Here is a 23,229-nt window from a genome sequence, read left to right as displayed (position 1 = left end):
GCGCGCGAGGCGTGGATAGGAGCGTGGGTGTTGGTGCCCAAGTGCGCAGGCATCATCCGCTCCGTGGCAACCACGCACGTCGCAATGCCATCGATGCACTCGCAACACCCCTGCATGCACTGGTGCATGCAGGTCAGCCACTACACTGCGAACCAGCCTGACGTCGGCCCTGTGGCGCGCTGCTGCAGTCATGCAGAAGGCGTGTTCTGTGGGCGGGCGCACTGCGATTACCCTGCCGACGTCCATCCACCATTCCGCCGTTCAGAGCGCATACGCATGACCAACCCAACGCCTGCCGATTTCGTCGTCGCCATCCCGGCGCGCTACGCGTCCACGCGCTTGCCCGGCAAGCCACTGCAACGCCTCGGCGACCGTCCGATGATCCAGCATGTGGCCGAGCGGGCGCTGCTGGCCGGCGCGCGCGCGGTCTGGGTGGCCACCGATGATGCGCGGATTGCCGAAGCCATCGCGCACGTGCCGGGCGTGCAGGTGGCCATGACTGGTAGCGAGCACCTCTCCGGTACCGACCGCCTTGCCGAGTGCGCGCGCATTGCCGGCTGGGACGCGGACACCTGCGTGGTGAATCTGCAAGGCGACGAGCCCTTTGCGCCTGCCGCCGGCATCCGCGCAGTCGCCGAGCTGCTGCTGCACTCGGGCGCCGACATGGCCACGCTTGCCGCACAGGTGGACACCGCGCACGACCTGTTCGACCCGAACGTGGTGAAGCTTGTGCGCACCGCAGGCGGCGACGCGCTGTATTTCAGCCGCGCGCCGATCCCCTGGCACCGCGACAGCTTCGCCAGCCAACCCGAGCAGCTGCCGGTGGACGGGCAGTGGCTGCGTCATATCGGCATCTACGCGTACCGCGCCGGTTTCCTGCAGCGGTTTGCGGCCATGCAGCCGGGCATGCTGGAACGCCTCGAATCGCTGGAGCAGCTGCGGGTGATGGAGGCTGGCCATCGCATCGCCGTTGCGTTGACGCCGGAACAGTTTCCGCCGGGTATCGACACGCCCGATGATCTGGCCCGTGCCCAGGCGCGCGTGGCCTCCGCATGAAGCTGTTGATCGTGTGTCTGGGCAATATCTGCCGCTCGCCGATGGGCGAGGGCGCCGTACGCGCGCAGCTGGACGAGGCGCGGCTGTCGCGGCGCATCCAGGTCGATTCGGCCGGTACCGGCGACTGGCACGCTGGCGATCCGCCGGACCCGCGCGCCATCCGCTGCGCGCGCGGGCATGGTGTCGACATTTCCGGCCTGCGTGCGCGTCAGGTGCTGCGCCAGGATTTCGAGCACTTCGACTGGCTGCTGTGCGCCGACGCCAACAATCTACGTGATCTGCAACGGATCGCCCCCGCATCGCTGCGCGACAAGGTGGCACTGTGGTTGCCGTGGGCCGGCGTGGACGCGCGTGACGACATCCCCGACCCATATACCGGCAGCAGCAAGGAGTTCGAGCAGGTCTGGCAACTGGTCGATACCGCCGCGCGGCAGACGGTGGCCAGACTCACCCGAGGCTAATCACGCTTGGGCATAATTACCGCATGAATGCCCAGCTCACCCAGGAACTGCCGGAATTTCCCACCTGGCTCAACGCCAGGCCGTCCACCTTGCAGGAACATCGCGGCCGTGCGCTCGTGCTGGCCTTCGTCAACGCCAGCTCGGTGTGGTGTGCCGAACGCCTGGCCGAACTGGCGCAATGGCAGGCACGCAGTCCCGGGCGCTTGCAGGTGATCGTGGTGCAGGTGCCGCGCTTCGATAGCGAGCGTCTGCCGCAACGCTCGCTCAAGCAGTTGCGCGGCCACGGCGTCAGCGCGCCCATCCTGCTCGACAAGGACTGGGAAACCTGGCGCCGGTTCAATATCCAGTCCTGGCCCACGCTGGTGCTGCTGGACGCCTACGGGCGCGAGCGCCAGCGCCTGGTCGGCGTCACTGGCGATCTGGACAGGGCGCTGGCCGCCCTGTGCGACGGCCAGCAGCCGCCTTCCGATGCGGACCTGCAGGGCGTGGCCGAGCGCGACCCCGAGCCGCGGTTGGCATTGCGCTTTCCCACCGGCCTGGCCGCGACCGAAGACCGTCTGTACGTCGCCGACACCGGCCACCATCGCGTGCTCGAGTGCACGCATGGCGGCCGTGTGCTGCGTCAGTTCGGACATGGCAACGCCGACCTCATCGATGGCGGCATCGGCGAAGCCGCATTCCGCCGCCCGCAAGGCCTGGCACTGGAACGCGACCAGCTCTACGTCGCCGATACCGGCAACCACGCGTTACGGCGCATCAACCTGCGCAGCGGGCAGGTGGACACCCTGTGCGGCACCGGTCGCTCTGGCGAGCCGGTCGAAGGACCGCTGGCGTTCGCCGGCGCGTCCGCTCTGAACTACCCGCAGGGTCTGGCCGTTGCCGACAACCAAGTGCTGATCGCCATGGCCGGCGATAACCGCATCTGGAGCTACGACCTGGGTCGCGCGGCATTGAGTGCGCGCGCCGGCACCGGCTCCCTTGAAATCCGCGATGGCAGCGGCCATCTCGCAGCTTTCGCGCAACCGGCAGGATTGGCGGCAGTGCAGCAAGTGGCGTACGTCTGCGATGGGCTGGGCTCGTCGATCCGCACCATGCAGTTGCGCGGTGACCTGGTGCAGACCCTGGTCGGCGGTCAGGGCCTGTGGCAGTTCGGCGATGAGGATGGGCCACGCGGCACCGCGCAGTTGCAGTTTCCGCAGGCCATCGCGCTGGCCGCCGACTCGCCGTTGCTGTGGATCGCCGACACCGGTAACGGCCGCCTGCGCTGCTTGCGCCTGGGCGGCGGCGAGCTGACCACGGTCGAGCTGCCGCGGCGCCTGCATGGCCCGGCCGGTCTGGCGGTGGCCGCCGGTGCGGTCTGGATTGCCGAAACCGATGCCCATGCCGTGCTGCGTTACGACCTGGCAAGCGGCGCACTGAGTGATGTTGCGATAGACGAATGAACGCAAGGCCCCAAGCCGATTTCGATGGAAAAGCGTTTGCTGCGCAGCTCAGCACCGCGCCCGGCGTCTACCGCATGTATGCGGCCGACGACACCTTGCTGTACGTCGGCAAGGCGGGCGCGCTGCGCAAGCGCGTGGGCAGCTATTTCAACGGCACGCCGAAGAATGCACGGCTGACCTCGATGCTGTCGCAGGTGGCGCGCATGGACGTCACCGTGACCCGCAGCGAGGCCGAAGCGCTGCTGCTGGAAAACCAGCTCATCAAGTCGCTGTCGCCGCGCTACAACGTGTCCTTGCGCGATGACAAGAGCTACCCATACGTGCTGCTCACGCGCGAGGACTGGCCGCGGATCGCCTTGCATCGTGGCCCGCGTGCCGTGCAGGGGCGCTACTTCGGCCCGTACACCGGCGTGACCGGCGTACGTGAGACGCTGAGCCTGATGCACAAGCTGTTCAAGTTGCGCAGTTGCGAAGACAGCGTGTTCCGTAACCGCTCGCGGCCATGTCTGCAGTATCAGATCGGCCGTTGCAGTGGCCCATGCGTGGATCTGGTGGCCGCGCCCGATTACGCCGAGTCGGTGCGCCGCGCCACCATGTTTCTGGAAGGCAAGAGCGATCAGCTCGGCGAAGAGATCATGCATTCGATGCAGCAGGCCAGCGAAGCGCTGGAATTCGAGCGTGCTGCGCGCCTGCGCGATCTGTTGTCGTCGTTACGCAGCATGCAGAACCGCCAGTATGTCGATGGCCGCGCCGCCGACCTGGACGTGCTGGCCTGCGCCACGCAGTCCAGCCAGGCTTGCGTGCTGCTGCTGAGCTTCCGCGATGGTCGCAATCTGGGCACGCGCTCGTTCTTTCCCAAGACCAACGGCGAAGACAGCGCCGACGAGATTCTCGGCGCATTCGTATCGCAGTATTACGCCGAGCATTCGCCGCCGCGCGAGATCCTGCTGGATCGCGAAATCCCCGAGGCCGAACTGATCGAGGCCGCACTTAGTGCCGCTGCCGAACACAAGGTCGCGCTGAAGTGGAACGTGCGCGGCGAGCGTGCCGGCTATCTGCTGTTGGCGACCCGCAACGCGCAGCTGACGCTGGTGACCGAGCTCACCAGCCAGAGCGCGCAGCATGCTCGTAGCGAGGCACTGCGCGAGATGCTCGGGCTTGCCGAACCGGTCAAGCGGGTGGAGTGCTTCGACATCAGCCACACCATGGGCGAAGCCACCGTCGCATCGTGCGTGGTCTTCGATGCCAGCGGCCCGGTGCGCGGCCAGTATCGGCGCTTCAATATTTCCGGCATCACCCCGGGCGACGACTACGCCGCGATGCGGCAGGCAATCGAGCGGCGGTTCCGGCGCGCGGTGGAAGAAAACGGCGTGCTGCCCGATGTGCTGTTGATCGACGGCGGTGCCGGCCAGCTGGCCCAGGCCCAGGCCGCACTGGCCGACCTGGGCGTCGAGAATGTCCTGCTGGTAGGCGTGGCCAAGGGCGAGGAGCGCAGGGCAGGGCACGAGGCGCTGGTCATGGCCGACGGCCGCGAGCTGCGCCCAGGCGCGGCGTCGCCGGCGTTGCAGTTCATCCAGCAGGTGCGTGACGAAGCGCACCGCTTTGCCATCACCGGTCACCGTGGACGCCGCCAGAAGGCGCGCATGACCAGCAAGCTCGAGGATATTCCCGGTATCGGGCCGCGACGTCGCGCCAGCCTGCTCAAGCATTTCGGCGGTCTGGTCGGCCTCAAGGCCGCTGGCGAGGCCGAGATCGCGCGGGTGGACGGAGTCAACGCCGCACTTGCCGCGCGAATCTACGCTAACCTGCACGGGCTGGCGCTTCCCGATGCGGCAGGCGAGTCGAGTCCGTAATGAAGTTGACCATCCCCACGTGGCTGACACTGCTAAGGATCCTGATGATCCCGGTGCTGGTCGTGGTGTTCTACCTGCCGTACACGTGGACAAATTTTGCGTCCGCCGGCGTGTTCGCTCTTGCTGCCATCACCGACTGGCTGGATGGCTGGGTCGCGCGGCGCTATCACCAGTATTCCGCGTTCGGCGCGTTTCTGGACCCGGTTGCCGACAAGTTGATGGTCGCAGTGGCGTTGTTCCTGATCGTGCAGGGTCATCCCACCCCGTGGATGGCGTTCTGGGCGGCAGTGATCGTCGGCCGCGAGATCGCCGTCTCCGCGCTGCGCGAGTGGATGGCCGAGATCGGGCAGCGTGCCAAGGTGCGCGTGGCGGTGATCGGCAAGGTCAAGACCACCGCGCAGATGGTGGCGTTGCTCTGCCTGCTGTATTCGGTCACGCCGGGGCAGATGCCAACGCACGAAATCTGGTTGGGCAATCTGATCTTCCGTGCCGGTTACTGGACGCTGGCAATCGCCGCGCTGCTGACGCTGTGGTCGGGTCTCCAGTATCTGCAGGCGGCCTGGCCGAGCCTGCGTGCCGACGAAAAAGCCGCAATCAGCAACAAGCCGAAAAAAATCGAAAGCAACAGTTGACACCTATGCTGTTCGCTGTAGAATTTCGCCTCCCAAGCGGGAATAGCTCAGTTGGTAGAGCGCAACCTTGCCAAGGTTGAGGTCGCGAGTTCGAGTCTCGTTTCCCGCTCCAGTTAGTGACAAGGCTCCTGTGTTGGGGCCTTGTTGTTTCAAGGCAGGATGCCTTGGGTTAGATGTTTCGGCCTGGTGGTAGAGTGGTTATGCAGCGGACTGCAAATCCGCGTACGCCGGTTCAATTCCGGCCCAGGCCTCCACATCGCATGCGCTTTTTCTCATCGGCAACGATGACAGGGCTAGCGCAACGAAGTGACAAGCTGTACAATTTAGTTTCACGCGGGAATAGCTCAGTTGGTAGAGCGCAACCTTGCCAAGGTTGAGGTCGCGAGTTCGAGTCTCGTTTCCCGCTCCAAATTCGAACCCTGGATGTCAGATGATATCCAGGGTTTTTTATTTGTATCTGTGTGTCTGGATGTGCGCCGTCACCGGCCTGGTAGAGATGCGTTGGAAAGCATTTTTGAACGATGGCTTAGTGGGCGCTGCCGGATGTGGAGTTGCAACCGCCTAGGCGGCAACGCATTGCGACAGTGCAGCTCTCTGCACCCTTGCGCGCATAAGCAATCTCGCCCGGATACGTCGTTGTGCGGCCTTGCATCAGCGAAACCGACGCATACTGAGTAGCGGTAGCCGCTTTCTGCCTCGACTGGATCTTGGATGCCGTTTGGGTCGTATGCCTACTCACCAAGCGTGGCGTCGAGCCTTGTGACGTGGATGACTGCGAAAGGGGGCAGTGCCGATTGACAGAATGCCAACGCACCTCACGGCCGCTATGGCCTGCTTCAGCATGAGGTGATCAGCCACAGCTGCAGACAGTGAAAGAACGTCACGTTGAGTTGTCGCGAAGTCAACTCCGTCAGCTCTCGGATAACGGTGCCTCACGTCATCGGTGCAGCAGCAGATTTGCGCTGCGGTGGAGTGTGCCCGGGGCGGGGGTCGAACCCGCATAGCCTCACAGCTGAGGGATTTTAAGTCGGTAAGTTGTTGATTTCAATCAACAAGGTTCAACTAGGGTCAGCTGATAAATCAGTCACTTACAGCCTCGCCAACAACGACCAAAATTGGCTTATCTCGGGGGCACTGTCCCAAATTTGTCCCAGGGGTTGCGCTTTCTCAGTCCTGATGAGAAATTTGACGAACATCACAAACGGGGTTTGGTATGGCGATCTACATGATTGGGTACGACCTGAACCGTCAAGGGCAGAACTACAGCGGCCTGATCGAAAAGATTAAGGAAATTGCCAACGGTTACTGGCACCACCTTGACTCGACTTGGCTGATCAGCCATGCAGGCAGCGCATCTGTGATTCGCGATGCTCTAAAGCATTTTATCGATAGCAACGACGAACTGCTTGTTGTGAAGCTCGCACAAGGGGATGCGGCATGGAGCGGATTCAACACCGCTGGATCTGACTGGCTTAGAAACAACCTGAGCTAGCGACCAACAAAAAACCCCACTACGCCATCACGGTGAGTGGGGTTCGTGCCGGCTCAACTCCTCCAAAAGAGTCCACTGGCTGACATGGTTTTTCAAGGTGGCGGCACTCATGCCTGATCCGCCGACTGTAGGGAATGAACTGCGCGCGGCCCTACAGCCATACCCGCGCTAAATAAAGAACATCATCGGTTCGGCTTCTTGTGCTTCCGGCACCGTGGCTGCAACGCCAATAGCCATGGCGAGTGCGACCAACCCATCAATACGGCCAGTGGTTCGAGCCTTGTCAAATTTGCGAGATCCGGCCGGATCCTTGGTCACAATGGCGTTCGCTGCGCACATCGCAAGAACAGGATGGTTGCCGTGTGCAATCCGCGCGTTCAACAACTCTGCTTCCAGAGCATCGATAGCTGGCCCCATGTCCTTGAACCCTTGCCCAAATGGTTGCAGTGGTAGGTCGATGCCCAGCGTGTCTAGCTCCTTCTTCATCACGTCGATCCGCCAGCGGTCGAATGCGATCACTTGCAAATCTAGATCACTGACAATTTCACCGATGTCTGCCGCCACGTGCGCATAGTCAACACTCGCGCCCGGAGTGGTCCGCATGAATCCCTGTCGTGCCCAAACGTCATAAGGCGCACGGTCACGGTGTGCACGGTCTGCCAAGCCAACCTGCGGCGTCCAGAAGTGCGCCTGCGCTTGCCACACACCGTCAACCTTGCCGACGAGTAGTAGCGCCGTGAGATCGGTGCGGGCGGATAGATCAAGCCCGCCGTATACGGGGCCTTCGAATTGTAGGGCGGGGCTACCGCATGACTTCCATACGTCAGGCGATACGAACGGGCTTTCAGTGCTCACGCGCTGATTGAGCAATAGATTGCGCGCAGAGTTCTCCATAGACGGCATGCGCTGGGCCTGCTTCATCTGTTCGGCAAGATCATCACGACTGCGGAACGTGCCGAGCGCAGGATTTGAGGCCATCCACTCTTTTTCATCATCAAGCGGACATCCATCCGCTGCTGCATGAAGATGGCAAACAATGCGCGGGTCACTACTGCGTTCGGCATCATCGAGCCAAATGCTTAGCAAGTCTGCATCGTTGGCGGCTTGAGTCGAGATCACCAGCAGCAGCGGATTTGAGTGCGCCCCCTGACTTGTTACGATGGCATCCACGAAGTCAGATTGCGGCCCGCGCACTTGCCCGACTTCATCAAGAATGGCTAGCACGGGCGAAAGGCCATGCGCGGTTTTCCCGTCAGCGGCCAACGCGCGAAACTCGGTGTTGAGCGGCAAACCTACCAGACGTTTGCCGCTTGGGATGATCTTGACGATGCCTGAAAGGTCGGCAGATAGTTGGACCATCTTGGACGCAAGATTGAACACTAGCGCAGCCTGATCACGGCTCATGGCACCGCTCACAATTTGCGCATTCTGCTTTGCTTCCGGTCCAACAAGATGTGCCAGGAGTAGTGCAGCGATCAGCCCGGTCTTCCCGTTCTTTCGGCCAATTGAAAGATAGGCCCGCCGAGTGTCGGCAGGATTGTCGTAAACATCGCGGATGAAATCCTTCTGAAATTTGGCAAGGGTCATGGGCTGACCCACCTGCGCACCGTCAGGAGTCAAACAGTATTTTTCAATGAAGGCAATTACGCGGCCGGCTCTGCTGTCCATCACTTCACCGCCACCAATCGCGGAATTAGCGGATCACTGTTCGTGGCGGCTTGTTGTGCCTCACGCTGCAAGTTGAGTGAGTTACCTGCATCTCTACTCCGACCCTCTGTCGCTTCCGGGTGGACATGCAGCATTCGAGACAGTGCGATTGCACGGCGTCCAGCAGTGTCTAGCAGCTTATGGGCAGGGTGGGGCTTGCCACCCTGCGTCATGTCCCCTTCAAGACGCACTAGCGCCCGTAGACGCGCAATGTCGGCATGGATCATCGCAAGTTCGGCTGCATTGATCAGATCCAGGTCGTTCCACCGATCACGGGCACGATTCCCAATGATTGCTAGCCAGTGCGGCCATGCCTCAGCTGGGAAGTCGATATGTGCGGGCGGCTGCAAACTATCTGCGGCGGCATTCTTGGCGGCAGTCACGGCAGCAGCGACGCTATCGGATCGGCGATTTCTGGTCTTCTTCATGGCGATCTTTGGACTTAGCGATATTCAAGAGGAGGGAAGTCGGTCTTTTGCGTCGAATTCCCTAGCGATTTTTCTGATTCCAGTGGTGTGATGGATCTGCGGGCCATCCATCTTGATTGCAGCCCATAACCACTGATAAGCCGTGTCGTTCGCGTCCTGTCTTATGGCTATGGCATGAGTGGCAGAGTGGCTGAAGGTTCGCTGCGCTGTTGTCTGATGGATCACCACTCATGTGATCGATATCAGTAGCCAAAACAGTCATCCCGCGAGATTTGCAGTGGCGGCACAATGGATCGTGCGCCAGAAAATAGGCACGCAGCTTCCGCCATGCCGAGCTATTGAGTGGGATGGTGCGTCGCGGATCAGCTTCGCGCCCACTAGGGTTACTCCTGCGCATTCCCAATCCTTGGCAAATTTTCAAGCCTGCGGACTTCATCAACTGTCATCCAACCAGATGCAATCGCCTTAGCGTAAAAGTCGGCGCGTGCTTCAGGATTACCACGCAACAAACCTTCGACGCTGTGTTCGGCCAAGTATTTGCGGCGTGCGAGTGGGCCAAGAAGCTGACGCGTGATCTCGGCTTCCCACATTGCAATCCAGCGGGCCAATGAATACCGCACGAACTGGCTACCCAATTCGGCAGTGTTGGAGTAAGACCCATGACGCAAGTCACCCACCATCGTTGGGGGCACACGGAAGATGCGGCAGATTTCCTCCACGCTGAACTGCTGCGACGCCACCCACTGTGCGTCATCCAGGCTCATGCCAACTTGCTGATATTTCATGTTTCCCGATAGCACCGCTACACGCCCAGCATTGCCGCTACCCGAATGGCGTGAATTCCATGCGTCGCGCAGATCGGATTGCTGTTCGCTGGTGAGAGCCTTCGGGCCGTTATCTACGGTCAGAATTCCCCCCGGCTGCGCGCCATTCGCAAACGTGTTGGACCCATGGTTACGCAGAGCCAGCCCAAGCCCCAACGTCTCACGTGCAACAGTGATCCTGCTTTTCCCTACGATGCTGCCGAGATCACAACGATCAGCAAGATGGAAAATTTCGTCATCTAGTAGACGCGTGACGGCGACACTCCCGGCAACGTCATAGGCGTAGCGTCCCGATGCTAGCTCCACAATCGTGACCGTTCTAGGATCGATTGGGTGCAGTCCGGTAATCTCGCCTGCGCCATTTGATTCAATGCGAGCATATGCATTGCCATGCAGCAACACAGATGCGGTCATAGATTCGCGGAAAGACAGGCCCGATTGATTCGGGTTCGGTTGACGTAGTACGCGTGCTAATGGGTAATCATCGGCACGCACTCGCTCATCTTGCGTGCGCTGATAAACGTGCAACGGCAGGCATGCCACGGACTCACTGAGAGCCTGCACACAGCCAAAGACCGTGCTGATTGATTCGGCGGACTTCGCATCTACGAATTGACCGGAGACACTTGACGCTCCCCGTGCAGCCAATGCATTCCAGCTTGGATCAGTCTTGCGTTGTTCGCGGTTGAATGGCCAAAATTTCATCTGCATGTCTCCAACCAAAATTTCAGGATCGCGAGTTGATCCACGTGCTGTGATTTGCTGCGCAGGCTGACGGTGGTTGTTGGATAGGCGGGCCAAGACTGCACAATGCTGATCTCGATCAACTCAACTTCATGCAAGGTACGTCTATCCCCATCCCAACTATCGCGAGTCGCAATAAATCCCATCGATACGCCGCCGAGATCACCACGTTGTGCGAGCGTGCGAATGTCATTGCCTGTACTGGTGTCAGGAAGGGTCAGCGAATATTCCAGACCCTTATCGGTCTGGCGGAGTGCAAGCGTTCCCGATTTGGTCCGGCCCAACACCTTGTCCGGGGCATGGTCCGCAAGCGCGAGGATGTCTTTGTTCTCCGCTAACGTTCGGGTGAACGCGCCAGGGGCAATCAATTCTGAGAAGTCGGCGATACGTGTTTCAGTGCCGAAAGGAGCCGCCAGCCCGATAAGCTGGCGGCCCTCTACAGTGGCACCGGTTGCGAAGCGGCGCTCAATGTCCACGTTAGGCTCCCGTAGCCACTACGAACGCTTCTTCATGACGCACGGCCACATCAACCGTCGCCATCGCACGCACCAAAACACCGCCACGACGATAAGGCGTCTCGGCGTAGGGGTTGACCAAGATTTCCACCGCGCCCCACTGCCCCAACAGAACCTGCGACCAGTCGCCGAGAATGGCGGTGTTGGCAGGCGATGCATTGGAGACAGCCACTGCAAGTTCGCCAATACGGCTTGCGGTCGCAATGTAGTCGCTGCCGGCCGTAGGTGCTTTGAGAATTCCACGCAGAGCCGACAGAACGTCAGGGCTGGTGTACCAGCCGGTAGGATTGACGTTGATGGCCGCAAGCAGCTGTTCAATCGCGAGCACATCGGCCCACGTGGTGGGAATGGTGTCTTTCTGCACGCCGGCACGATTGATGATGCCCAACGGCTGACCATTTGCGCCCGTGCCTGCAATGATGGCCCGATCAATCGCAGAGGCGACGGCAAAACTCAGATCGTCGCGAACGAGATCTTCAATTGCCGGGGAACTCTGCTGGATCAGCTGGCGGCTCATCTCAGTGATGCCACCCACGTGCTTCGGGGTCAACGTGACCGAATCGAAGTCCATCTGCGACTCGGGCAATGCCTGACCCTCAGTGACCCATCCAGCGGTCAGGCCTGCGCCAGCCTTGGGAATCGAAACGTTGCCGGTCAGTCCGGTAAGAGTCCGGACACCCAGGCTGCGAACCAGCAGAGAGTCACGCAACGGGCCGATGTACTGGTCTGCACGGTGCTGGTTAGCCACCAACTCAGGCGCGGTTGCCGTGGTATTGGCACGCCGCTCGAATGCCGACAATGGCACCAAGATGCCGCCATTGCGTGCCGGACCGTGACGACGCTCCAACTCAGCATGCATCTCAGCTTCGGCACCTGTCAGCGAACGGCCTTCCATTCCTGCACGGACTACTGAAAGCAGGTTGACGCGGGTTTCGGTATCGCTACCGTTCGGCGTGTGGACGGGGCGAGCCTGTGAACGGCGCTCGGCATCGTCCAAAAACTGCTGACGTTGTTCGTCCGATTCCAACGCCGTGATCTCTGTTTGCAGATTGGCAAACTTGCCTTGTTCGTCGGTGGTGAGTTGGCGGTTAGCCTGTTCGGCTGTAGTGACCAGGGCGCGTGCTTCCGCAACCTTGGCTGCGCGTGCTTCGCGAATTTCTTTCAGGGTACGCATCTGTTTCTACTCCGGGGTTATAGGGAATTCCCGGATAGAGAAACTATGCATATAAAAATAGCCGTCAAACATCCTTGTTGACGGCTATTGGTGTATATCGATTTTTGATGAAATACGGGTTGGGCTGCGCAGAAAACTCAATAGTATGACACATCGATTGCAATGCCCATTGAAGGGCGATCCGCACCATACTCCGTAGTCGTATTTTGAAATCCACTTTGAAAATTGCCAATTGCCGGACGTGTCGGGCTGCTTAAAACTCCTCCGTATCTGAAATAGCCGAATTGGGGTGCGCCAATGTTCTTTGTATAAAAGCCGCTTGTGCAAGCCACAGCGTACTTTCGCCCAGCTGCCACATCCAGAAATCCGCCGTTCTCGCCGGTCGCTGGAAATAAGCCAACTACACGCATAGGCTTCTTAACCGCATCAAATATTACCCTTCCATTTTGATCGCGAACCACTAGGCCGTACTTCGATGTATCAGCGGTGTCCAAGATATCGAAGACCCATGCCTCGAACGCAGTCCCAACCGCTCCGGGCATTGTGAATTTGATCCTATAAGACTGCGCGCCAAGCTGCGTGATCTCCACTGACACCGGGAACGAATTGCCGACTGCTACGACAGGAAACGCCAGACAGCGAACATCTATGAACCGCCCAGATGAGAAATTTGCGACTTCCACGAAATCGCTTTGTGCTGAAATTTTTTGGCGAACAAACAGGTTTTGATACTTGTTGTCGATTTGCAGGACGCCCGAACCATCTTGCGCCCAAACCTTCATGCCGGCAGTCATGTCAATACACTCCATAGATCATTAGAACACTATCCCTAGCGGACGCGTCCCACGAAATCGTGCCGCCATTGATCGTCACCGCTGGAAATCTTCCCCACGTGAAAAAGTACCAGGGACGTCCCAGCGATGCGTCAACCTGCACTGAGCCCGATTGACCAGCGGTGATGACTGTTTGGCCGACTATTCGCGATAGGCGGCTTGTCAGATCAACCGTGAGATTTCCTTGTTCGTCCCAACACCTGAGTCCGGTGGTCATAAGATTTGCTCCGCTACGTGAAAAATTATCTGAAGCATGAAATTTATTTCGGGGCTGGTGATCCAGGGTGCGAAAATTTCGTCGATGTCCATAAAATTACCTTTGGCGGTTGGAGGCGATGCATTTGGGTGCATCCCCTGTAACTGGTGTAACTCCTGTAACTCCTGTAACTCTCGATTACAAATACAGGGGTTACAGGGAAGAAGTGTGGTAACTATGTTCTAGCGGTATAGATGCCGCTATGGGCAGTTACAGGGGGGTGTAACTGCCCTGTAACTGCTACAGGCCAATGACAGCAAGGGAGTTACAGGAGTTACACCAGTTACAGGGGATGTACCCTTTTGTCGGATGAAATTTCAAGATTTCTCAGCTGCTGTTGTTGGCGGCGGGATTGTGGGCCGCTCCAAGAAATATCCGATGGGGCTTTTTGAGATTTCACCAGCTTTGAGCATGCGGGTAAGCCGCACCTTCACTGTTCCGTATTTTGCGCCCGGTTCCATGGCATCGAAAATTTCGCGGGCGCTCGCTGGCAAGCCAAGCGTGACCATTGCATCTATGACATCGTTTCGTTCGCGCGAACGTTCGATTTCGTCCACCTTGCCAACGTAGTTCCAGCGACCATCGTCCAGGCTCAGCGCAAGATCTACAGGTTCCTCAACGTCACGCCCATCAACTCGTAACACTCCGGTGAACTCGCCACGCCCACGCTCAAGCGCAATGATGTTGTCTACCGAGCCGGTGAGGCCCTGCGTGCCGCTCACCATCTGCATGTAGTCAGCGCTTGCTTGCTTTCTCGTGTGGCTCACCAGAACGATGGAGACATTAAATTCCCTTGTGAGCGGCTTTAGCGATTCGCCAACTTCATAGTCAAACGCATAGGCGCTCTTGCGGCCCGGATCGGAATCACGAAACGCTGCCAAGGTATCGATCACCACCAGTCGTGTTTCAGGATTCGTGCGTATCCATGCAGCGATCTTGGCGACACCCTCATGAGATCTCGGCCAATCGTGCACGCAGTGCAAGCGCGTTAGATCAGGGTTCGAGATATTTTCGATCACCTTTTGCAGGCGTCTTTGCATACGGCGTGGGTTATCTTCCAGTGCGATGTAGAGCGCTTCTCCTGCGATCTCAGGCGCTCGCCCGGCCCAGAGAGGGGTGCCGGTTGCCACCGCCACACACGCTTGATAGACAAGCCACGACTTCCCACACTTGGGCGGTCCGCTCAAGATGGTGACACCCTCTGGCAAGATATCTTGCAGCGCCCATTGCACAGGCTTAAATTCGCGCGTCATCAAGTCCGCAGCCGAATAGATGCCTGTGTCCGGCTTCGGTAAGGACTTGGCTACGGGGACAGGCAGACTGTAGGTGATGCCCGGCAGCACAGCAGGATCTTTCGCACCCTTCCTGATCGCAGACTTGATTGTGTTGAGCGTCTTTTGTGGATCTGCCCAGCCAGCGCTCACCGTCGCAGCGTGTAGAGCCTTGATCGTTGATTGCTGATCCAGACGCCCAGCACCGACGAATCGTCCCATTGCGTGTGCAGCACCGTTGATATGGTGATTGCGGTTTCCTTCGGGAACGGAAGCAATGCGCTCCAAGGTGCGGGCAAGCTCCATTTCAGCCACGGCGATTGCAGCACCATCCGGGGCGACCATTGGGGCAGGAGTGGGCTTGGGCAGTGGCAGGGGTTCGGGCACTGGCGTGACGGCTGAACCTGAGAATTGCCAGTGTTTGAACCCGACGACAGGTAGAAACAGTGGTTGTTCAGAGCGATCACAGGCAGCGTCCCATTTGGCGGACGTACTGAGTTGCAGGCGAATCCGCTCACTTGTCAGTCTGACAGACTCACGCGATGCAGGTTGCGTCAACTCAATGATGATGCGTGCGCGTGGCGACTCATCTTTGTGCGATGCGGTGGTGTAGATCAAGGCATTGCATGATTGAAGTTTTCCAACGATCTGTGCGAAATCTTCCCGTGTGGTGCCGTCAATATCCAGGCCGATCCAATTGCGTGACGCTACGTTCTCACTGCAACGGGTACCATTGAACGGCGCTGCGATCCACGCATGTCCCTTGGCGGGCGAGACATCACCGAGAATTGCCGAACATAGCTCGCCCCAGTTGGCAACCGTCTTGTTCAAGGGTTGGATGTCGTAGATCCCCGAGCCTCTACTAAAGCTGACGGGCAGGGATGGTGCTACCTGCTTACCAAGTAAGATGCTGTTATTCATTGGGGTACCTCAGAAGCCTTTAAATTCGGCGTGTAGCGCGACAATCGTTTGAGCCGCTTGGCGATATGCAGCTTTCGTGTTCGGCTTGTCGCAGAACAGCGATAGCACTGTCAGATATCGGGCGATCTTATATTCATCAGGTTCGACGGCAGGTAGCTGTTGAAAGGCGGTCCATTGCAGGTGCGCATTTGCATACGCGCTCGCAATGTCAGCACGGCGGCGAGGGAAGAGTTCGCCAATTTTGCGGGTGAGTAAGATATCGCTGACGCTGATCATTTGGGGAATCCCCACACAATGGCGTCAATGCTTCCGCGCAGTGCCAGCTTTGCGTCAAAGTCGCGGCCCGCAAGTGTGTAGCGGACAATCAGGCAGGCAACCGCTTTCTTCGCGTACTCTGGAAGATGCTTATATTCCAGTGAAGTAGTCAGCGCATTTTTGGTTGATTCGATCACTCTGCCAATGTGCGCATCCGGATAGTCCGGGTAGTCTTCGCGATAGGTCTCGATCTGATAGGCAGGATGGCTCATCACGCTGCCCCCTGCTGGCTTTCAATCCACTTATCGAATGCCTGCACATCAACATAGACGCGACGGCCAACGCGGACAATTGCGCCATGGGCACGTAACCCGTTGTCCTCTTGTCGGAAAATCCACCAGCGCAACTGCGCTTCAGTGAACGGACTATCGGCGGCAAAATCTGAGACTGTTTTTAGCGTGCGATGCATTTGCTGACTCATGTGATTGGCTGTTGGATGGAGCCATCATGGGTCAGAGACTTTCGTCGTCAACTATCAACTTGAATAATCGTCCGATTCGATTATTCAAGGTGTCAATTAACTATTTGTTACTTTGAATTTTTATACTTGTTTTTAGGCTTTTTGATGCGACTATCAGTTCAAATTTTTAACTGAATCGATCGTTCAGGTGCTCATAGAAACTTCTCCGCCATCCGATCAATTGCGCTTTTGGTGTGTTGCTCGCTCAGGTGGCTATAACGCTTCACCATCGCCAATGTCTTGTGCCCAAGAATTGCCGCAATGTCCATCAGCGATGCGCCACTCATAGCTAAGTAACTGGCTGCGCTGTGCCGGAGATCGTGAAATCTGAAATCGTCTAGGCCAGCTGACAAACACACCGCGCGCCATGGCTTGTCGAGCATTGGGCCAGTGATAGGAAATATCGGCCCTAGGGTGCGTGGCATGGCCTGAAGCATTTGCGCTACGCCGGAAGCGAGCGGAATCGTCCTGTTCTCCCCATTCTTGGTGTCCATGAAGCGGACGGTGCGGCGTTCAAGGTCAACGTGGTCCCATTGCAGTCCCAGTAGTTCGCCACGCCTCGCGCCGGTAGCCAAAGCCAACCGGACAAGAGGGGCTAGGGGACGACAGTCCGAAGCATCGCATGCCGCCAACAGCGCCAAGCGCTCCGGCTCGCTCAGAAACCTCTCACGTCCTTTGCTCTCCTGCATGCGAGTGACGTTGGGGACAGGATTCTTGGTCAACCATCCGTACTCCTTGACGGTCACGCTCATCACCGCCGACAGGGAAGCTAGACGGCGGTTGATCGTGCTGCCACTTCTCAGCTTGTCGCCCCGAACTTTGCCCGATGCTAGACGGTCGCGAATTGCAGCAATCTTGGCGGGGGTTAGTCCGACAAGCGGCACATTGCCAATTTCAGCTTTCCACCACGCCAGCATCTGGATTTGCTTGGCTGCATCTTTTTGCCGCTTGGCCGGCAGTGTCACTTCTAGATAGCGATCAATGGCGTCACCGACAGTGCGCTTGCGAACTTCTGTAGACGGTACGAAGTCACCCACGTCCAACTTATGCTCGATGCTGCGCGCCCACTCTTGAGCGTCCGCCTTTCGATCAAACGACTTCGTGAGCGATGGGCCCGACAGTCGCCGCACGCGAACGCGCCAAGTGACTTTGCCGGCTGTTCCAACACGTTTTTCAAAGGTTGCCATCGCTCACTGTCCCAAAGTGTCCCAATGGGGAGAGACGATAGCTTTGAGCTCGGCTGCACACAAGCGCAAACTGTTGATTTCAATGGTGCCCGGGGCGGGAATCGAACCCGCATAGCCTTGCAGCTGAGGGATTTTAAGTCCCTTGCGTCTACCAATTTCGCCACCCGGGCATGGCGATAGCGTGCCTGATTGCGCGGCGATTGTGAATCTCCAGCCGAAGATCGTGCCAACTGCCGGTCCAAATCCCGCGTGCGCTATGCTGCCGCCGCACAGCTGCGCGGCAACCGGTCGCGCGATCCCGAGGAATTGCATGTCCGGCACCCCGCTCGTCCCACCGCAGTACGCACGCATCGCCGTCATCGGTCTGGGCTATGTCGGCCTGCCACTGGCAGTGGCGTTTGGCGAGCAGCGCGACACACTGGGTTTCGACATCGATGCGCAGCGGGTTGCCCAGCTGCGCGACGGGCATGATGCCACGCTGGAACTGGACGATGGCGAACTGGCCGCGGCCACTCAGCTGCGCTATAGCGCGGCCGCGGAGGACCTGGCGACGTGCAGCATCTTTATCGTCACCGTGCCCACGCCGATCGACAGTTTCGAACAGCCGGATCTGGAACCGTTGCGCAGCGCCACCACGTTGATCGCCGCCGCGCTCAAGCCGGGCGATCTGGTCATCTACGAATCGACCGTCTACCCGGGCACCACCGAAGAGGTCTGCGTGCCGTTGCTGGAAGCGGTGTCCGGCCTACGGTTCAACACCGATTTTTTCTGTGGCTACAGTCCGGAGCGGGTCAATCCCGGCGACCGACAACGCCGGCTGCGCGATATCCGCAAGATCACCTCCGGCTCGACGCCGCAGGCGGCCGATGCGGTGGATGCGCTGTATACCAGCATCATCACTGCCGGCACCTGGCGTGCGTCGTCGATGCGTGTGGCCGAAGCGGCCAAGGTCGTGGAGAACATCCAGCGCGACGTCAACATCGCGCTGGTCAACGAGCTGGCGTTGATCTTCGACAAGCTCGGCATCGACACGCTCGATGTCCTGGAAGCGGCAGGCACCAAATGGAATTTCCTGCCATTCCGCCCCGGCCTGGTCGGCGGGCATTGCATCGGGGTGGACCCGTATTACCTGATGCACAAATCCGAAAGCGTGGGCTACCACCCCGACCTCATTCACACCGCGCGGCAAGTCAACAATCGCGTGGGCCGGCACGTGGCCGAGCGGGTCTGCGGCATGCTGGCGATGCGCGGCGTTGCGCTCGCGCAGGCGAGAGTGCTGGTGTTGGGTGCCACCTTCAAGGAAAACTGCCCGGATCTGCGCAACAGCCGTGCGCTGGAGCTGGTGCAATTGCTGCAGGCGGCCGGCGTGCAGGTCGACACCTGCGATCCTTGGGCCGACCCTGCAGAGGCGCTGTTGCATGCCGGCGTGCAGTTATGCGAAGGCCCGGAGGAGGGCGCCTACGACGCCGTCGTGCTGGCGGTGGCGCATGCCCAGTATCGCGACTACGACGCCCAGCGCATCGCTGCATTGGGCAAGCCAGCTGCGGTGGTCTACGACGTCAAATCGGTGTGGCCACGCGTGGCCGTCAGTGATCGGCTGTAAGTTGATTGCCATGCTGCCTTAGCCACTCGATCGCACCAGACGCAGCGCGACGCCCGCTGGCAAAGCAGGCGGTCAGCAGATAGCCGCCGGTCGGTGCTTCCCAGTCCAGCATTTCGCCAGCACAGAACACACCGGGGCGCGCCAGCGCCATCAACTGCGCATCCAGGGCTTCCAGTTCCACGCCACCGGCCGAGCTGATCGCCTCCGCGAGCGGGCGCGGCCGCAGCAGACGCAGCGGCAGTTGCTTGAGCGTGCGTGCCACCAACGCCGAATCGTCGCCGGCCTGTTTGCCGAGCAGTTCGTAGACCAGCGCCGCCTTGACGCCCTCGATACCGATTTGGCGGCGCAGATGTTCGCTGAAACTACGCCCCTTGCGTGGCCTGGCCAACTCGGCGCCAACGCGCTCCAGCGAACGGTCGGGTAGCAGATCCAGCACCAATTCGGCTGTGCCATGCGCATCGATCTGCGTACGCAGCTCGGCCGCGATGGCATAGATCAGGCTGCCCTCGATCCCGGTTTCGGTGATCACGCATTCGCCCTGCAGCGCGTGCTGCACGCCCGTGCTGTCGCGCCAATGCGCGACCACCGGTTTGAGCGGTGCGCCCGCATGCCGTTGCGCGAAATGCGCACTCCAGTCGAGATCGAAGCCGCAGTTGGCCGGCACCAGGGGGCGCACGGCGATGCCGTGCTGCTGCAGCGGGGCCTGCCAGGCGCCATCGGAGCCGAGCTGCGGCCAACTGCCGCCACCCAGTGCCAGCACCGTTGCATCCGCCTGAAGATCGATAGCGCCGGCGGGTGTGGAAAATCGCAGCGCACCGTCAGCGTTCCATCCCAGCCAGCGATGCTGCACATGAAAGGTGACGCCCTGGTCCTTGAGGCGACGCACCCAGCCGCGCAGCAAGGGCGCGGCCTTGCGGTCGATCGGAAACACCCGCCCGGAGCTGCCGACATAGGTCTCCACGCCCAGCTCGCGCGCCCAGGCGCGCAATGCATCGGCATCGAACTCCTGCAGCCACGCCGCTACCATCGGCGTGCGCTCACGATAGCGCTGGGCGAACAGCGGCATCGGATCGGAGTGGGTGAGATTGAGTCCGCCCTTGCCGGCGATCAGGAATTTGCGCCCCACCGAGCCTTTCGCCTCGTACAGATCCACGGCGATCCCGGCAGCACACGCCACTTCGGCAGCCATCAATCCTGCAGGCCCGCCGCCAATGACCGCCAGCCGCGGTCTGCTCGCATCCATCATCACTCTCGCACTCAGCGCGGCTGCACGCCGAGCAATTCCACATCGAACACCAGCGAAGCGCCCGGCGGAATCACGCCACCTGCGCCGTTGTCGCCGTAGCCGTAATCCGGCGGAATCATCAAGGTGCGCTTGCCGCCCACGCGCATGCCGGCAACGCCTTCGTCCCAACCGCGAATGACCTGGCGGCCACCCAGCACGAACTGGAACGGCTCGGCGCGATCCAGCGAACTATCGAACTTCTTGCCGTGTCTGTCGGCCGCCTTTTCGTCGTACAGCCAGCCGGTGTAATGCACCGTCACCAGAGAGCCGGGCGTGGCCTCCGCGCCGGTACCGGCGGTGTGGTCGATCCGTTCGAAGCTGGCGATGGTGCCACCGGAGGGCGGCAGGGCGGGCGCACAGCTGGCAAGCAGCAGGGCGGCACAGAGCGTCAGCACAAGGCGCATGGGTATGTCCGTGAAGGAAGGCCGCCATTATCGCACCTGGCTCCCGGTATCATCGTCCCATGGCCAAGCTGCTGCTCAACCTGCGCAATGTCCCTGACGACGAGGCCGACGAGGTGCGGGCGCTGATGTGCGAGCACCTGGTACAGATCTACGAAACGCGGCCCAGCAACTGGGGGATCTCCGCAGGCGGCATCTGGCTCAGCGACGACGCGGACCACGCACGTGCCAAGGCCTTGCTGGGCGCCTACCAGGCACAGCGCGGCGCGATCGCACGCGCCCAGCGCCAGGAGGCGATTGCCGCCGGTACCGCAGAAACCTTTGGCGCATTGCTGCGCAAACGCCCGGTCTTCGTGATTGCCACGCTACTGGGCATGCTGGTCGTGGCCTCGTTGGTGTTGCTGCCGTTCCTGCTGCTGCGCGGCTGAGCGGCCCGGGGTCGGGACCGATCTGACTGAGATTGCGGCAGATCCAACGCCTCTTCCATCGAGCAGCGCGCCGCGTGCCGCTTCGCCGCGCCGTTCCGGAGCACGGTCGATCTTGTCCAAGCGCTCGCTAGCTCGGGCCTGCCGCCTTAAAATAGCCGCATGATTACCAATACTGCGGCTTACCACTTCGTCACCATCCAGGACCCGCAGCCGCTGGCCGACAGCGTGCTGGCGCAGGCCGAACAGCACCTGCTGAAGGGCTCGGTGCTGGTGGCCGAGGAGGGCATCAATCTTTTTCTGGCGGGCGAGGCGGACCGGATTGACGCGTTCTACCGGTGGTTGCAGTCAGACAGCCGCTTTGCGCACATGCGCATCAAGTACAGCCAGAGCACGCATCAGCCCTTTGCGCGGCTCAAGGTGAAGGTCAAGCCGGAAATCATCAGCTTCCGTCGCCAGGATGCATCGCCGCTGCCGGGCCGTGCGCCTGCGGTGAGCCCTGCAGTGTTGCGGGAGTGGATGCGCACTGGCCACGATGATCGTGGTCGCCCGCTGGTGCTGCTGGACACGCGCAATGCGCAGGAAGTGGCCTATGGCACGTTTCATGGCGCCCTGACCTTGCCGATCGACAAGTTCACCGACCTGCCTGCAGCGCTTGAGCCGCACCGCACCGCGTTGGCCGATGCCACGGTGGTGAGCTTCTGCACCGGCGGTATCCGTTGCGAAAAGGCCGCAGTCTGGATGCAGGCCGAGGGCATGGACAACGTGCTGCAGTTGGAGGGCGGCATCCTGGGCTATTTCGAGGAAGTCGGCGGCGAAGGCTACGACGGCCGCTGTTTCGTCTTCGATGAGCGCGTTGCACTGGACCCGCAATTGCGGCCGCTGGTGGACGACGCGCGGACCACCGAGCCAGGAAAAGTCTGACCGGGCACGACTGGGTTGCCCGATGCAGCTGGCATTGCAGGCGCTCGCATCATGTCACCACACTGCACTACAGAACCGACACGTGGTACTACACGTCGGAATGCGTGCAGTTCGCTCTAACTTGAGCGTAATACGTTGCATCGAGCTTGCCCTGAATTATTCACGGAGCTAGGCTGCATCAGCCAGCCGCACAGCGAGGACAACAAGGATGACCATCAGAGTTTTTCTGATCGACGATCATGCACTCGTGCGTACCGGCATGAAGATGATCCTGTCCAAGGAAGTGGACGTCGATGTGGTGGGTGAGGCAGAGAGCGGTGAAGCCGCCTTGCCGCAGGTTCGTCAACTCAAGCCCGATATCGTGCTGTGCGATCTGCACCTGCCCGGGGTGAGCGGTCTTGAAATCACCGAGCGCATCGTCAAGGGTGATTACGGCACGCGCGTAATCATCGTCTCCGTACTCGAAGATGGTCCGCTGCCCAAGCGCTTGCTCGAAGCCGGTGCGTCCGGCTACGTGGGCAAGGGGGGCGATGCGCATGAATTGCTGCGCGCAGTACGCGAGGTGGCGTTGGGGCGGCGTTATCTGGGCAACACGATTGCGCAGAATCTGGCGCTGTCCAATCTCGAAGGTGGCGGCTCCCCCTTCGATGCGTTGTCGCCACGCGAGCTGGAGGTGGCCTTGTTGCTGACCCAGGGCCTGCGCCAGGAAGACATCGCCAAGCGCCTGAATCTCAGTGCCAAGACCATCAATACGCACAAGGCGCGCCTGTTCGAAAAGGTCGGCATCCAGGACAACATCGCGTTGGCCCGTCTGGCCAATCAATACGGCCTGACTGATCCTGCCCGCACGATGTAACGCCCGGCTGTCGCTGATTGAGCACGGCGCTGCATGGATTGAATCGGTCTGGTTACCGGTTCCAGAATGCGTAACGCTGGCCGGCGCCCTGGATCCGCTGGCGGTGCTTGTAAGCGGTCGTCGCAGTGCGCAGCGCAGGACAATCCGATTCCGTTGACGCAGGC

23 protein-coding genes and 4 tRNA genes are annotated in these 23,229 nt (G+C 60.1%); 13 read left to right on the top strand and 14 right to left on the bottom strand.

What is annotated here, in order from left to right; translation table 11 throughout:
- Positions 1 to 276: 276 nt before the first annotated feature.
- From kdsB to OZ10_RS07390, 9 genes are all read left to right on the top strand, one after another.
- Positions 277 to 1,056: a 3-deoxy-manno-octulosonate cytidylyltransferase gene (gene kdsB, locus OZ10_RS07430; RefSeq protein ID WP_039409084.1), complete on the top strand. Its 780-nt coding sequence runs from the start codon at positions 277 to 279 to the stop codon at positions 1,054 to 1,056.
- Positions 1,053 to 1,517: a low molecular weight protein-tyrosine-phosphatase gene (locus OZ10_RS07425; protein WP_039409086.1), complete on the top strand. Its 465-nt coding sequence runs from the start codon at positions 1,053 to 1,055 to the stop codon at positions 1,515 to 1,517. The genes kdsB and OZ10_RS07425 overlap by 4 nt, the downstream gene beginning before the upstream one ends.
- 23 nt (positions 1,518 to 1,540) lie before the next feature.
- Entirely contained in the window at positions 1,541 to 2,959 is a 1,419-nt protein-coding gene (locus OZ10_RS07420) for a nhl repeat protein (protein ID WP_039409088.1), read from the top strand.
- On the top strand, positions 2,956 to 4,812 hold the full coding sequence (gene uvrC, locus OZ10_RS07415) for an excinuclease ABC subunit UvrC (protein ID WP_039409090.1): 1,857 nt from the start codon (positions 2,956 to 2,958) through the stop codon (positions 4,810 to 4,812). The genes OZ10_RS07420 and uvrC overlap by 4 nt, the downstream gene beginning before the upstream one ends.
- Positions 4,812 to 5,444 (top strand): CDP-diacylglycerol--glycerol-3-phosphate 3-phosphatidyltransferase, encoded by a 633-nt coding sequence (gene pgsA / locus OZ10_RS07410; protein ID WP_039564356.1) that lies wholly within the window; start codon positions 4,812 to 4,814, stop codon positions 5,442 to 5,444. Before uvrC ends, pgsA begins: the two co-directional genes overlap by 1 nt.
- Positions 5,445 to 5,480: 36 nt before the next feature.
- Positions 5,481 to 5,556 (top strand) — tRNA-Gly (locus tag OZ10_RS07405).
- Positions 5,557 to 5,624: 68 nt separating this feature from the next.
- A tRNA-Cys gene (locus tag OZ10_RS07400) sits at positions 5,625 to 5,698 on the top strand.
- Between the two features lie 79 nt (positions 5,699 to 5,777).
- Positions 5,778 to 5,853, top strand: a tRNA-Gly gene (locus tag OZ10_RS07395).
- Between the two features lie 804 nt (positions 5,854 to 6,657).
- Entirely contained in the window at positions 6,658 to 6,936 is a 279-nt protein-coding gene (locus OZ10_RS07390) for a hypothetical protein (RefSeq protein WP_039564354.1), read from the top strand.
- 168 nt (positions 6,937 to 7,104) lie between these two features.
- Here the strand turns inward: OZ10_RS07390 and OZ10_RS07385 are convergent, their stop codons facing one another.
- The 12 genes from OZ10_RS07385 to OZ10_RS07335 form a co-directional block, all read right to left on the bottom strand.
- Positions 7,105 to 8,604: a terminase large subunit gene (locus OZ10_RS07385; protein WP_039564352.1), complete on the bottom strand. Its 1,500-nt coding sequence runs from the start codon at positions 8,602 to 8,604 to the stop codon at positions 7,105 to 7,107.
- Positions 8,604 to 9,071 (bottom strand): hypothetical protein, encoded by a 468-nt coding sequence (locus OZ10_RS21105; protein ID WP_081419370.1) that lies wholly within the window; start codon positions 9,069 to 9,071, stop codon positions 8,604 to 8,606. The genes OZ10_RS07385 and OZ10_RS21105 overlap by 1 nt, the downstream gene beginning before the upstream one ends.
- Positions 9,072 to 9,454: 383 nt before the next feature.
- Positions 9,455 to 10,600, bottom strand: a complete 1,146-nt coding sequence (locus OZ10_RS20570) for a phage portal protein (protein WP_158002162.1) — start codon at positions 10,598 to 10,600, stop codon at positions 9,455 to 9,457.
- Positions 10,597 to 11,115 (bottom strand): HK97 family phage prohead protease, encoded by a 519-nt coding sequence (locus OZ10_RS07370; protein ID WP_052209987.1) that lies wholly within the window; start codon positions 11,113 to 11,115, stop codon positions 10,597 to 10,599. Before OZ10_RS07370 ends, OZ10_RS20570 begins: the two co-directional genes overlap by 4 nt.
- Position 11,116: 1 nt before the next feature.
- Entirely contained in the window at positions 11,117 to 12,328 is a 1,212-nt protein-coding gene (locus tag OZ10_RS07365) for a phage major capsid protein (RefSeq protein WP_039564350.1), read from the bottom strand.
- Positions 12,329 to 12,465: 137 nt separating this feature from the next.
- Positions 12,466 to 13,122: a hypothetical protein gene (locus tag OZ10_RS22090; protein ID WP_139051285.1), complete on the bottom strand. Its 657-nt coding sequence runs from the start codon at positions 13,120 to 13,122 to the stop codon at positions 12,466 to 12,468.
- Positions 13,123 to 13,734: 612 nt separating this feature from the next.
- Positions 13,735 to 15,609 carry an AAA family ATPase gene (locus tag OZ10_RS21090; RefSeq protein WP_081419368.1) on the bottom strand — a complete coding sequence of 625 codons (1,875 nt, stop codon included), beginning with the start codon at positions 15,607 to 15,609 and terminating at the stop codon, positions 13,735 to 13,737.
- Positions 15,610 to 15,618: 9 nt separating this feature from the next.
- Complete coding sequence (locus OZ10_RS07350; protein ID WP_039564347.1) at positions 15,619 to 15,885, bottom strand: hypothetical protein; 267 nt, start codon at positions 15,883 to 15,885, stop codon at positions 15,619 to 15,621.
- Entirely contained in the window at positions 15,882 to 16,136 is a 255-nt protein-coding gene (locus OZ10_RS07345) for a hypothetical protein (protein WP_039564345.1), read from the bottom strand. The genes OZ10_RS07350 and OZ10_RS07345 overlap by 4 nt, the downstream gene beginning before the upstream one ends.
- Positions 16,136 to 16,345 (bottom strand): DNA-binding protein, encoded by a 210-nt coding sequence (locus tag OZ10_RS21085; protein WP_236726958.1) that lies wholly within the window; start codon positions 16,343 to 16,345, stop codon positions 16,136 to 16,138. Before OZ10_RS21085 ends, OZ10_RS07345 begins: the two co-directional genes overlap by 1 nt.
- A 191-nt stretch (positions 16,346 to 16,536) precedes the next feature.
- Positions 16,537 to 17,571 (bottom strand): tyrosine-type recombinase/integrase, encoded by a 1,035-nt coding sequence (locus tag OZ10_RS20375; protein WP_052209984.1) that lies wholly within the window; start codon positions 17,569 to 17,571, stop codon positions 16,537 to 16,539.
- Between the two features lie 83 nt (positions 17,572 to 17,654).
- Positions 17,655 to 17,741 (bottom strand) — tRNA-Leu (locus tag OZ10_RS07335).
- 140 nt (positions 17,742 to 17,881) lie between these two features.
- On the opposite strand from OZ10_RS07335, the gene OZ10_RS07330 reads away from it, so the two are divergent.
- Complete coding sequence (locus tag OZ10_RS07330; RefSeq protein ID WP_039409094.1) at positions 17,882 to 19,174, top strand: nucleotide sugar dehydrogenase; 1,293 nt, start codon at positions 17,882 to 17,884, stop codon at positions 19,172 to 19,174.
- On the opposite strand, the gene OZ10_RS07325 is transcribed toward OZ10_RS07330, so the two are convergent.
- Both OZ10_RS07325 and OZ10_RS07320 read right to left on the bottom strand, forming a co-directional pair.
- A complete protein-coding gene (locus OZ10_RS07325) occupies positions 19,158 to 20,420 on the bottom strand; it encodes a TIGR03862 family flavoprotein (protein WP_039409096.1) in 1,263 nt (420 codons plus the stop codon). The two genes, OZ10_RS07330 and OZ10_RS07325, sit on opposite strands and share 17 nt — an antisense overlap.
- An 11-nt stretch (positions 20,421 to 20,431) precedes the next feature.
- A complete protein-coding gene (locus OZ10_RS07320) occupies positions 20,432 to 20,863 on the bottom strand; it encodes an FKBP-type peptidyl-prolyl cis-trans isomerase (protein ID WP_039564344.1) in 432 nt (143 codons plus the stop codon).
- Between the two features lie 59 nt (positions 20,864 to 20,922).
- Between OZ10_RS07320 and OZ10_RS07315 the strand changes: the two genes are divergently transcribed.
- The 3 genes from OZ10_RS07315 to OZ10_RS07305 all read left to right on the top strand — a co-directional run bounded on the left by OZ10_RS07315 (position 20,923) and on the right by OZ10_RS07305 (position 23,065).
- The gene (locus OZ10_RS07315; protein ID WP_039409100.1) at positions 20,923 to 21,288 is read left to right on the top strand and encodes a DUF6164 family protein; all 366 of its coding nucleotides are present in this window, start codon (positions 20,923 to 20,925) and stop codon (positions 21,286 to 21,288) included.
- A gap of 159 nt (positions 21,289 to 21,447) precedes the next feature.
- Positions 21,448 to 22,209 carry a sulfurtransferase gene (locus OZ10_RS07310; protein ID WP_039409102.1) on the top strand — a complete coding sequence of 254 codons (762 nt, stop codon included), beginning with the start codon at positions 21,448 to 21,450 and terminating at the stop codon, positions 22,207 to 22,209.
- Between the two features lie 208 nt (positions 22,210 to 22,417).
- On the top strand, positions 22,418 to 23,065 hold the full coding sequence (locus OZ10_RS07305; protein ID WP_039409104.1) for a response regulator: 648 nt from the start codon (positions 22,418 to 22,420) through the stop codon (positions 23,063 to 23,065).
- The last annotated feature ends 164 nt before the right edge of the window (positions 23,066 to 23,229 follow it).

Source organism: Xanthomonas cannabis pv. cannabis (assembly GCF_000802365.1).
In the GTDB taxonomy this organism is placed as follows: domain Bacteria; phylum Pseudomonadota; class Gammaproteobacteria; order Xanthomonadales; family Xanthomonadaceae; genus Xanthomonas; species Xanthomonas cannabis.
This window is presented reverse-complemented; position numbering and strand designations above follow the sequence as displayed.

Excerpts from the sequence above, each read along its gene's own strand:
- kdsB (WP_039409084.1), top strand. The coding sequence starts at position 277 with ATGACCAACCCAACGCCTGCCGATTTCGTCGTCGCCATCCCGGCGCGC.
- OZ10_RS07425 (WP_039409086.1), top strand. The coding sequence starts at position 1,053 with ATGAAGCTGTTGATCGTGTGTCTGGGCAATATCTGCCGCTCGCCGATG.
- OZ10_RS07420 (WP_039409088.1), top strand. The coding sequence starts at position 1,541 with ATGAATGCCCAGCTCACCCAGGAACTGCCGGAATTTCCCACCTGGCTC.
- uvrC (WP_039409090.1), top strand. The coding sequence starts at position 2,956 with ATGAACGCAAGGCCCCAAGCCGATTTCGATGGAAAAGCGTTTGCTGCG.
- pgsA (WP_039564356.1), top strand. The coding sequence starts at position 4,812 with ATGAAGTTGACCATCCCCACGTGGCTGACACTGCTAAGGATCCTGATG.
- OZ10_RS07390 (WP_039564354.1), top strand. The coding sequence starts at position 6,658 with ATGGCGATCTACATGATTGGGTACGACCTGAACCGTCAAGGGCAGAAC.
- OZ10_RS07385 (WP_039564352.1), bottom strand. The coding sequence starts at position 8,604 with ATGGACAGCAGAGCCGGCCGCGTAATTGCCTTCATTGAAAAATACTGT.
- OZ10_RS21105 (WP_081419370.1), bottom strand. The coding sequence starts at position 9,071 with ATGAAGAAGACCAGAAATCGCCGATCCGATAGCGTCGCTGCTGCCGTG.
- OZ10_RS20570 (WP_158002162.1), bottom strand. The coding sequence starts at position 10,600 with ATGAAATTTTGGCCATTCAACCGCGAACAACGCAAGACTGATCCAAGC.
- OZ10_RS07365 (WP_039564350.1), bottom strand. The coding sequence starts at position 12,328 with ATGCGTACCCTGAAAGAAATTCGCGAAGCACGCGCAGCCAAGGTTGCG.
- OZ10_RS22090 (WP_139051285.1), bottom strand. The coding sequence starts at position 13,122 with ATGACTGCCGGCATGAAGGTTTGGGCGCAAGATGGTTCGGGCGTCCTG.
- OZ10_RS21090 (WP_081419368.1), bottom strand. The coding sequence starts at position 15,609 with ATGAATAACAGCATCTTACTTGGTAAGCAGGTAGCACCATCCCTGCCC.
- OZ10_RS07350 (WP_039564347.1), bottom strand. The coding sequence starts at position 15,885 with ATGATCAGCGTCAGCGATATCTTACTCACCCGCAAAATTGGCGAACTC.
- OZ10_RS07345 (WP_039564345.1), bottom strand. The coding sequence starts at position 16,136 with ATGAGCCATCCTGCCTATCAGATCGAGACCTATCGCGAAGACTACCCG.
- OZ10_RS21085 (WP_236726958.1), bottom strand. The coding sequence starts at position 16,345 with ATGAGTCAGCAAATGCATCGCACGCTAAAAACAGTCTCAGATTTTGCC.
- OZ10_RS20375 (WP_052209984.1), bottom strand. The coding sequence starts at position 17,571 with ATGGCAACCTTTGAAAAACGTGTTGGAACAGCCGGCAAAGTCACTTGG.
- OZ10_RS07330 (WP_039409094.1), top strand. The coding sequence starts at position 17,882 with ATGTCCGGCACCCCGCTCGTCCCACCGCAGTACGCACGCATCGCCGTC.
- OZ10_RS07325 (WP_039409096.1), bottom strand. The coding sequence starts at position 20,420 with ATGATGGATGCGAGCAGACCGCGGCTGGCGGTCATTGGCGGCGGGCCT.
- OZ10_RS07320 (WP_039564344.1), bottom strand. The coding sequence starts at position 20,863 with ATGCGCCTTGTGCTGACGCTCTGTGCCGCCCTGCTGCTTGCCAGCTGT.
- OZ10_RS07315 (WP_039409100.1), top strand. The coding sequence starts at position 20,923 with ATGGCCAAGCTGCTGCTCAACCTGCGCAATGTCCCTGACGACGAGGCC.
- OZ10_RS07310 (WP_039409102.1), top strand. The coding sequence starts at position 21,448 with ATGATTACCAATACTGCGGCTTACCACTTCGTCACCATCCAGGACCCG.
- OZ10_RS07305 (WP_039409104.1), top strand. The coding sequence starts at position 22,418 with ATGACCATCAGAGTTTTTCTGATCGACGATCATGCACTCGTGCGTACC.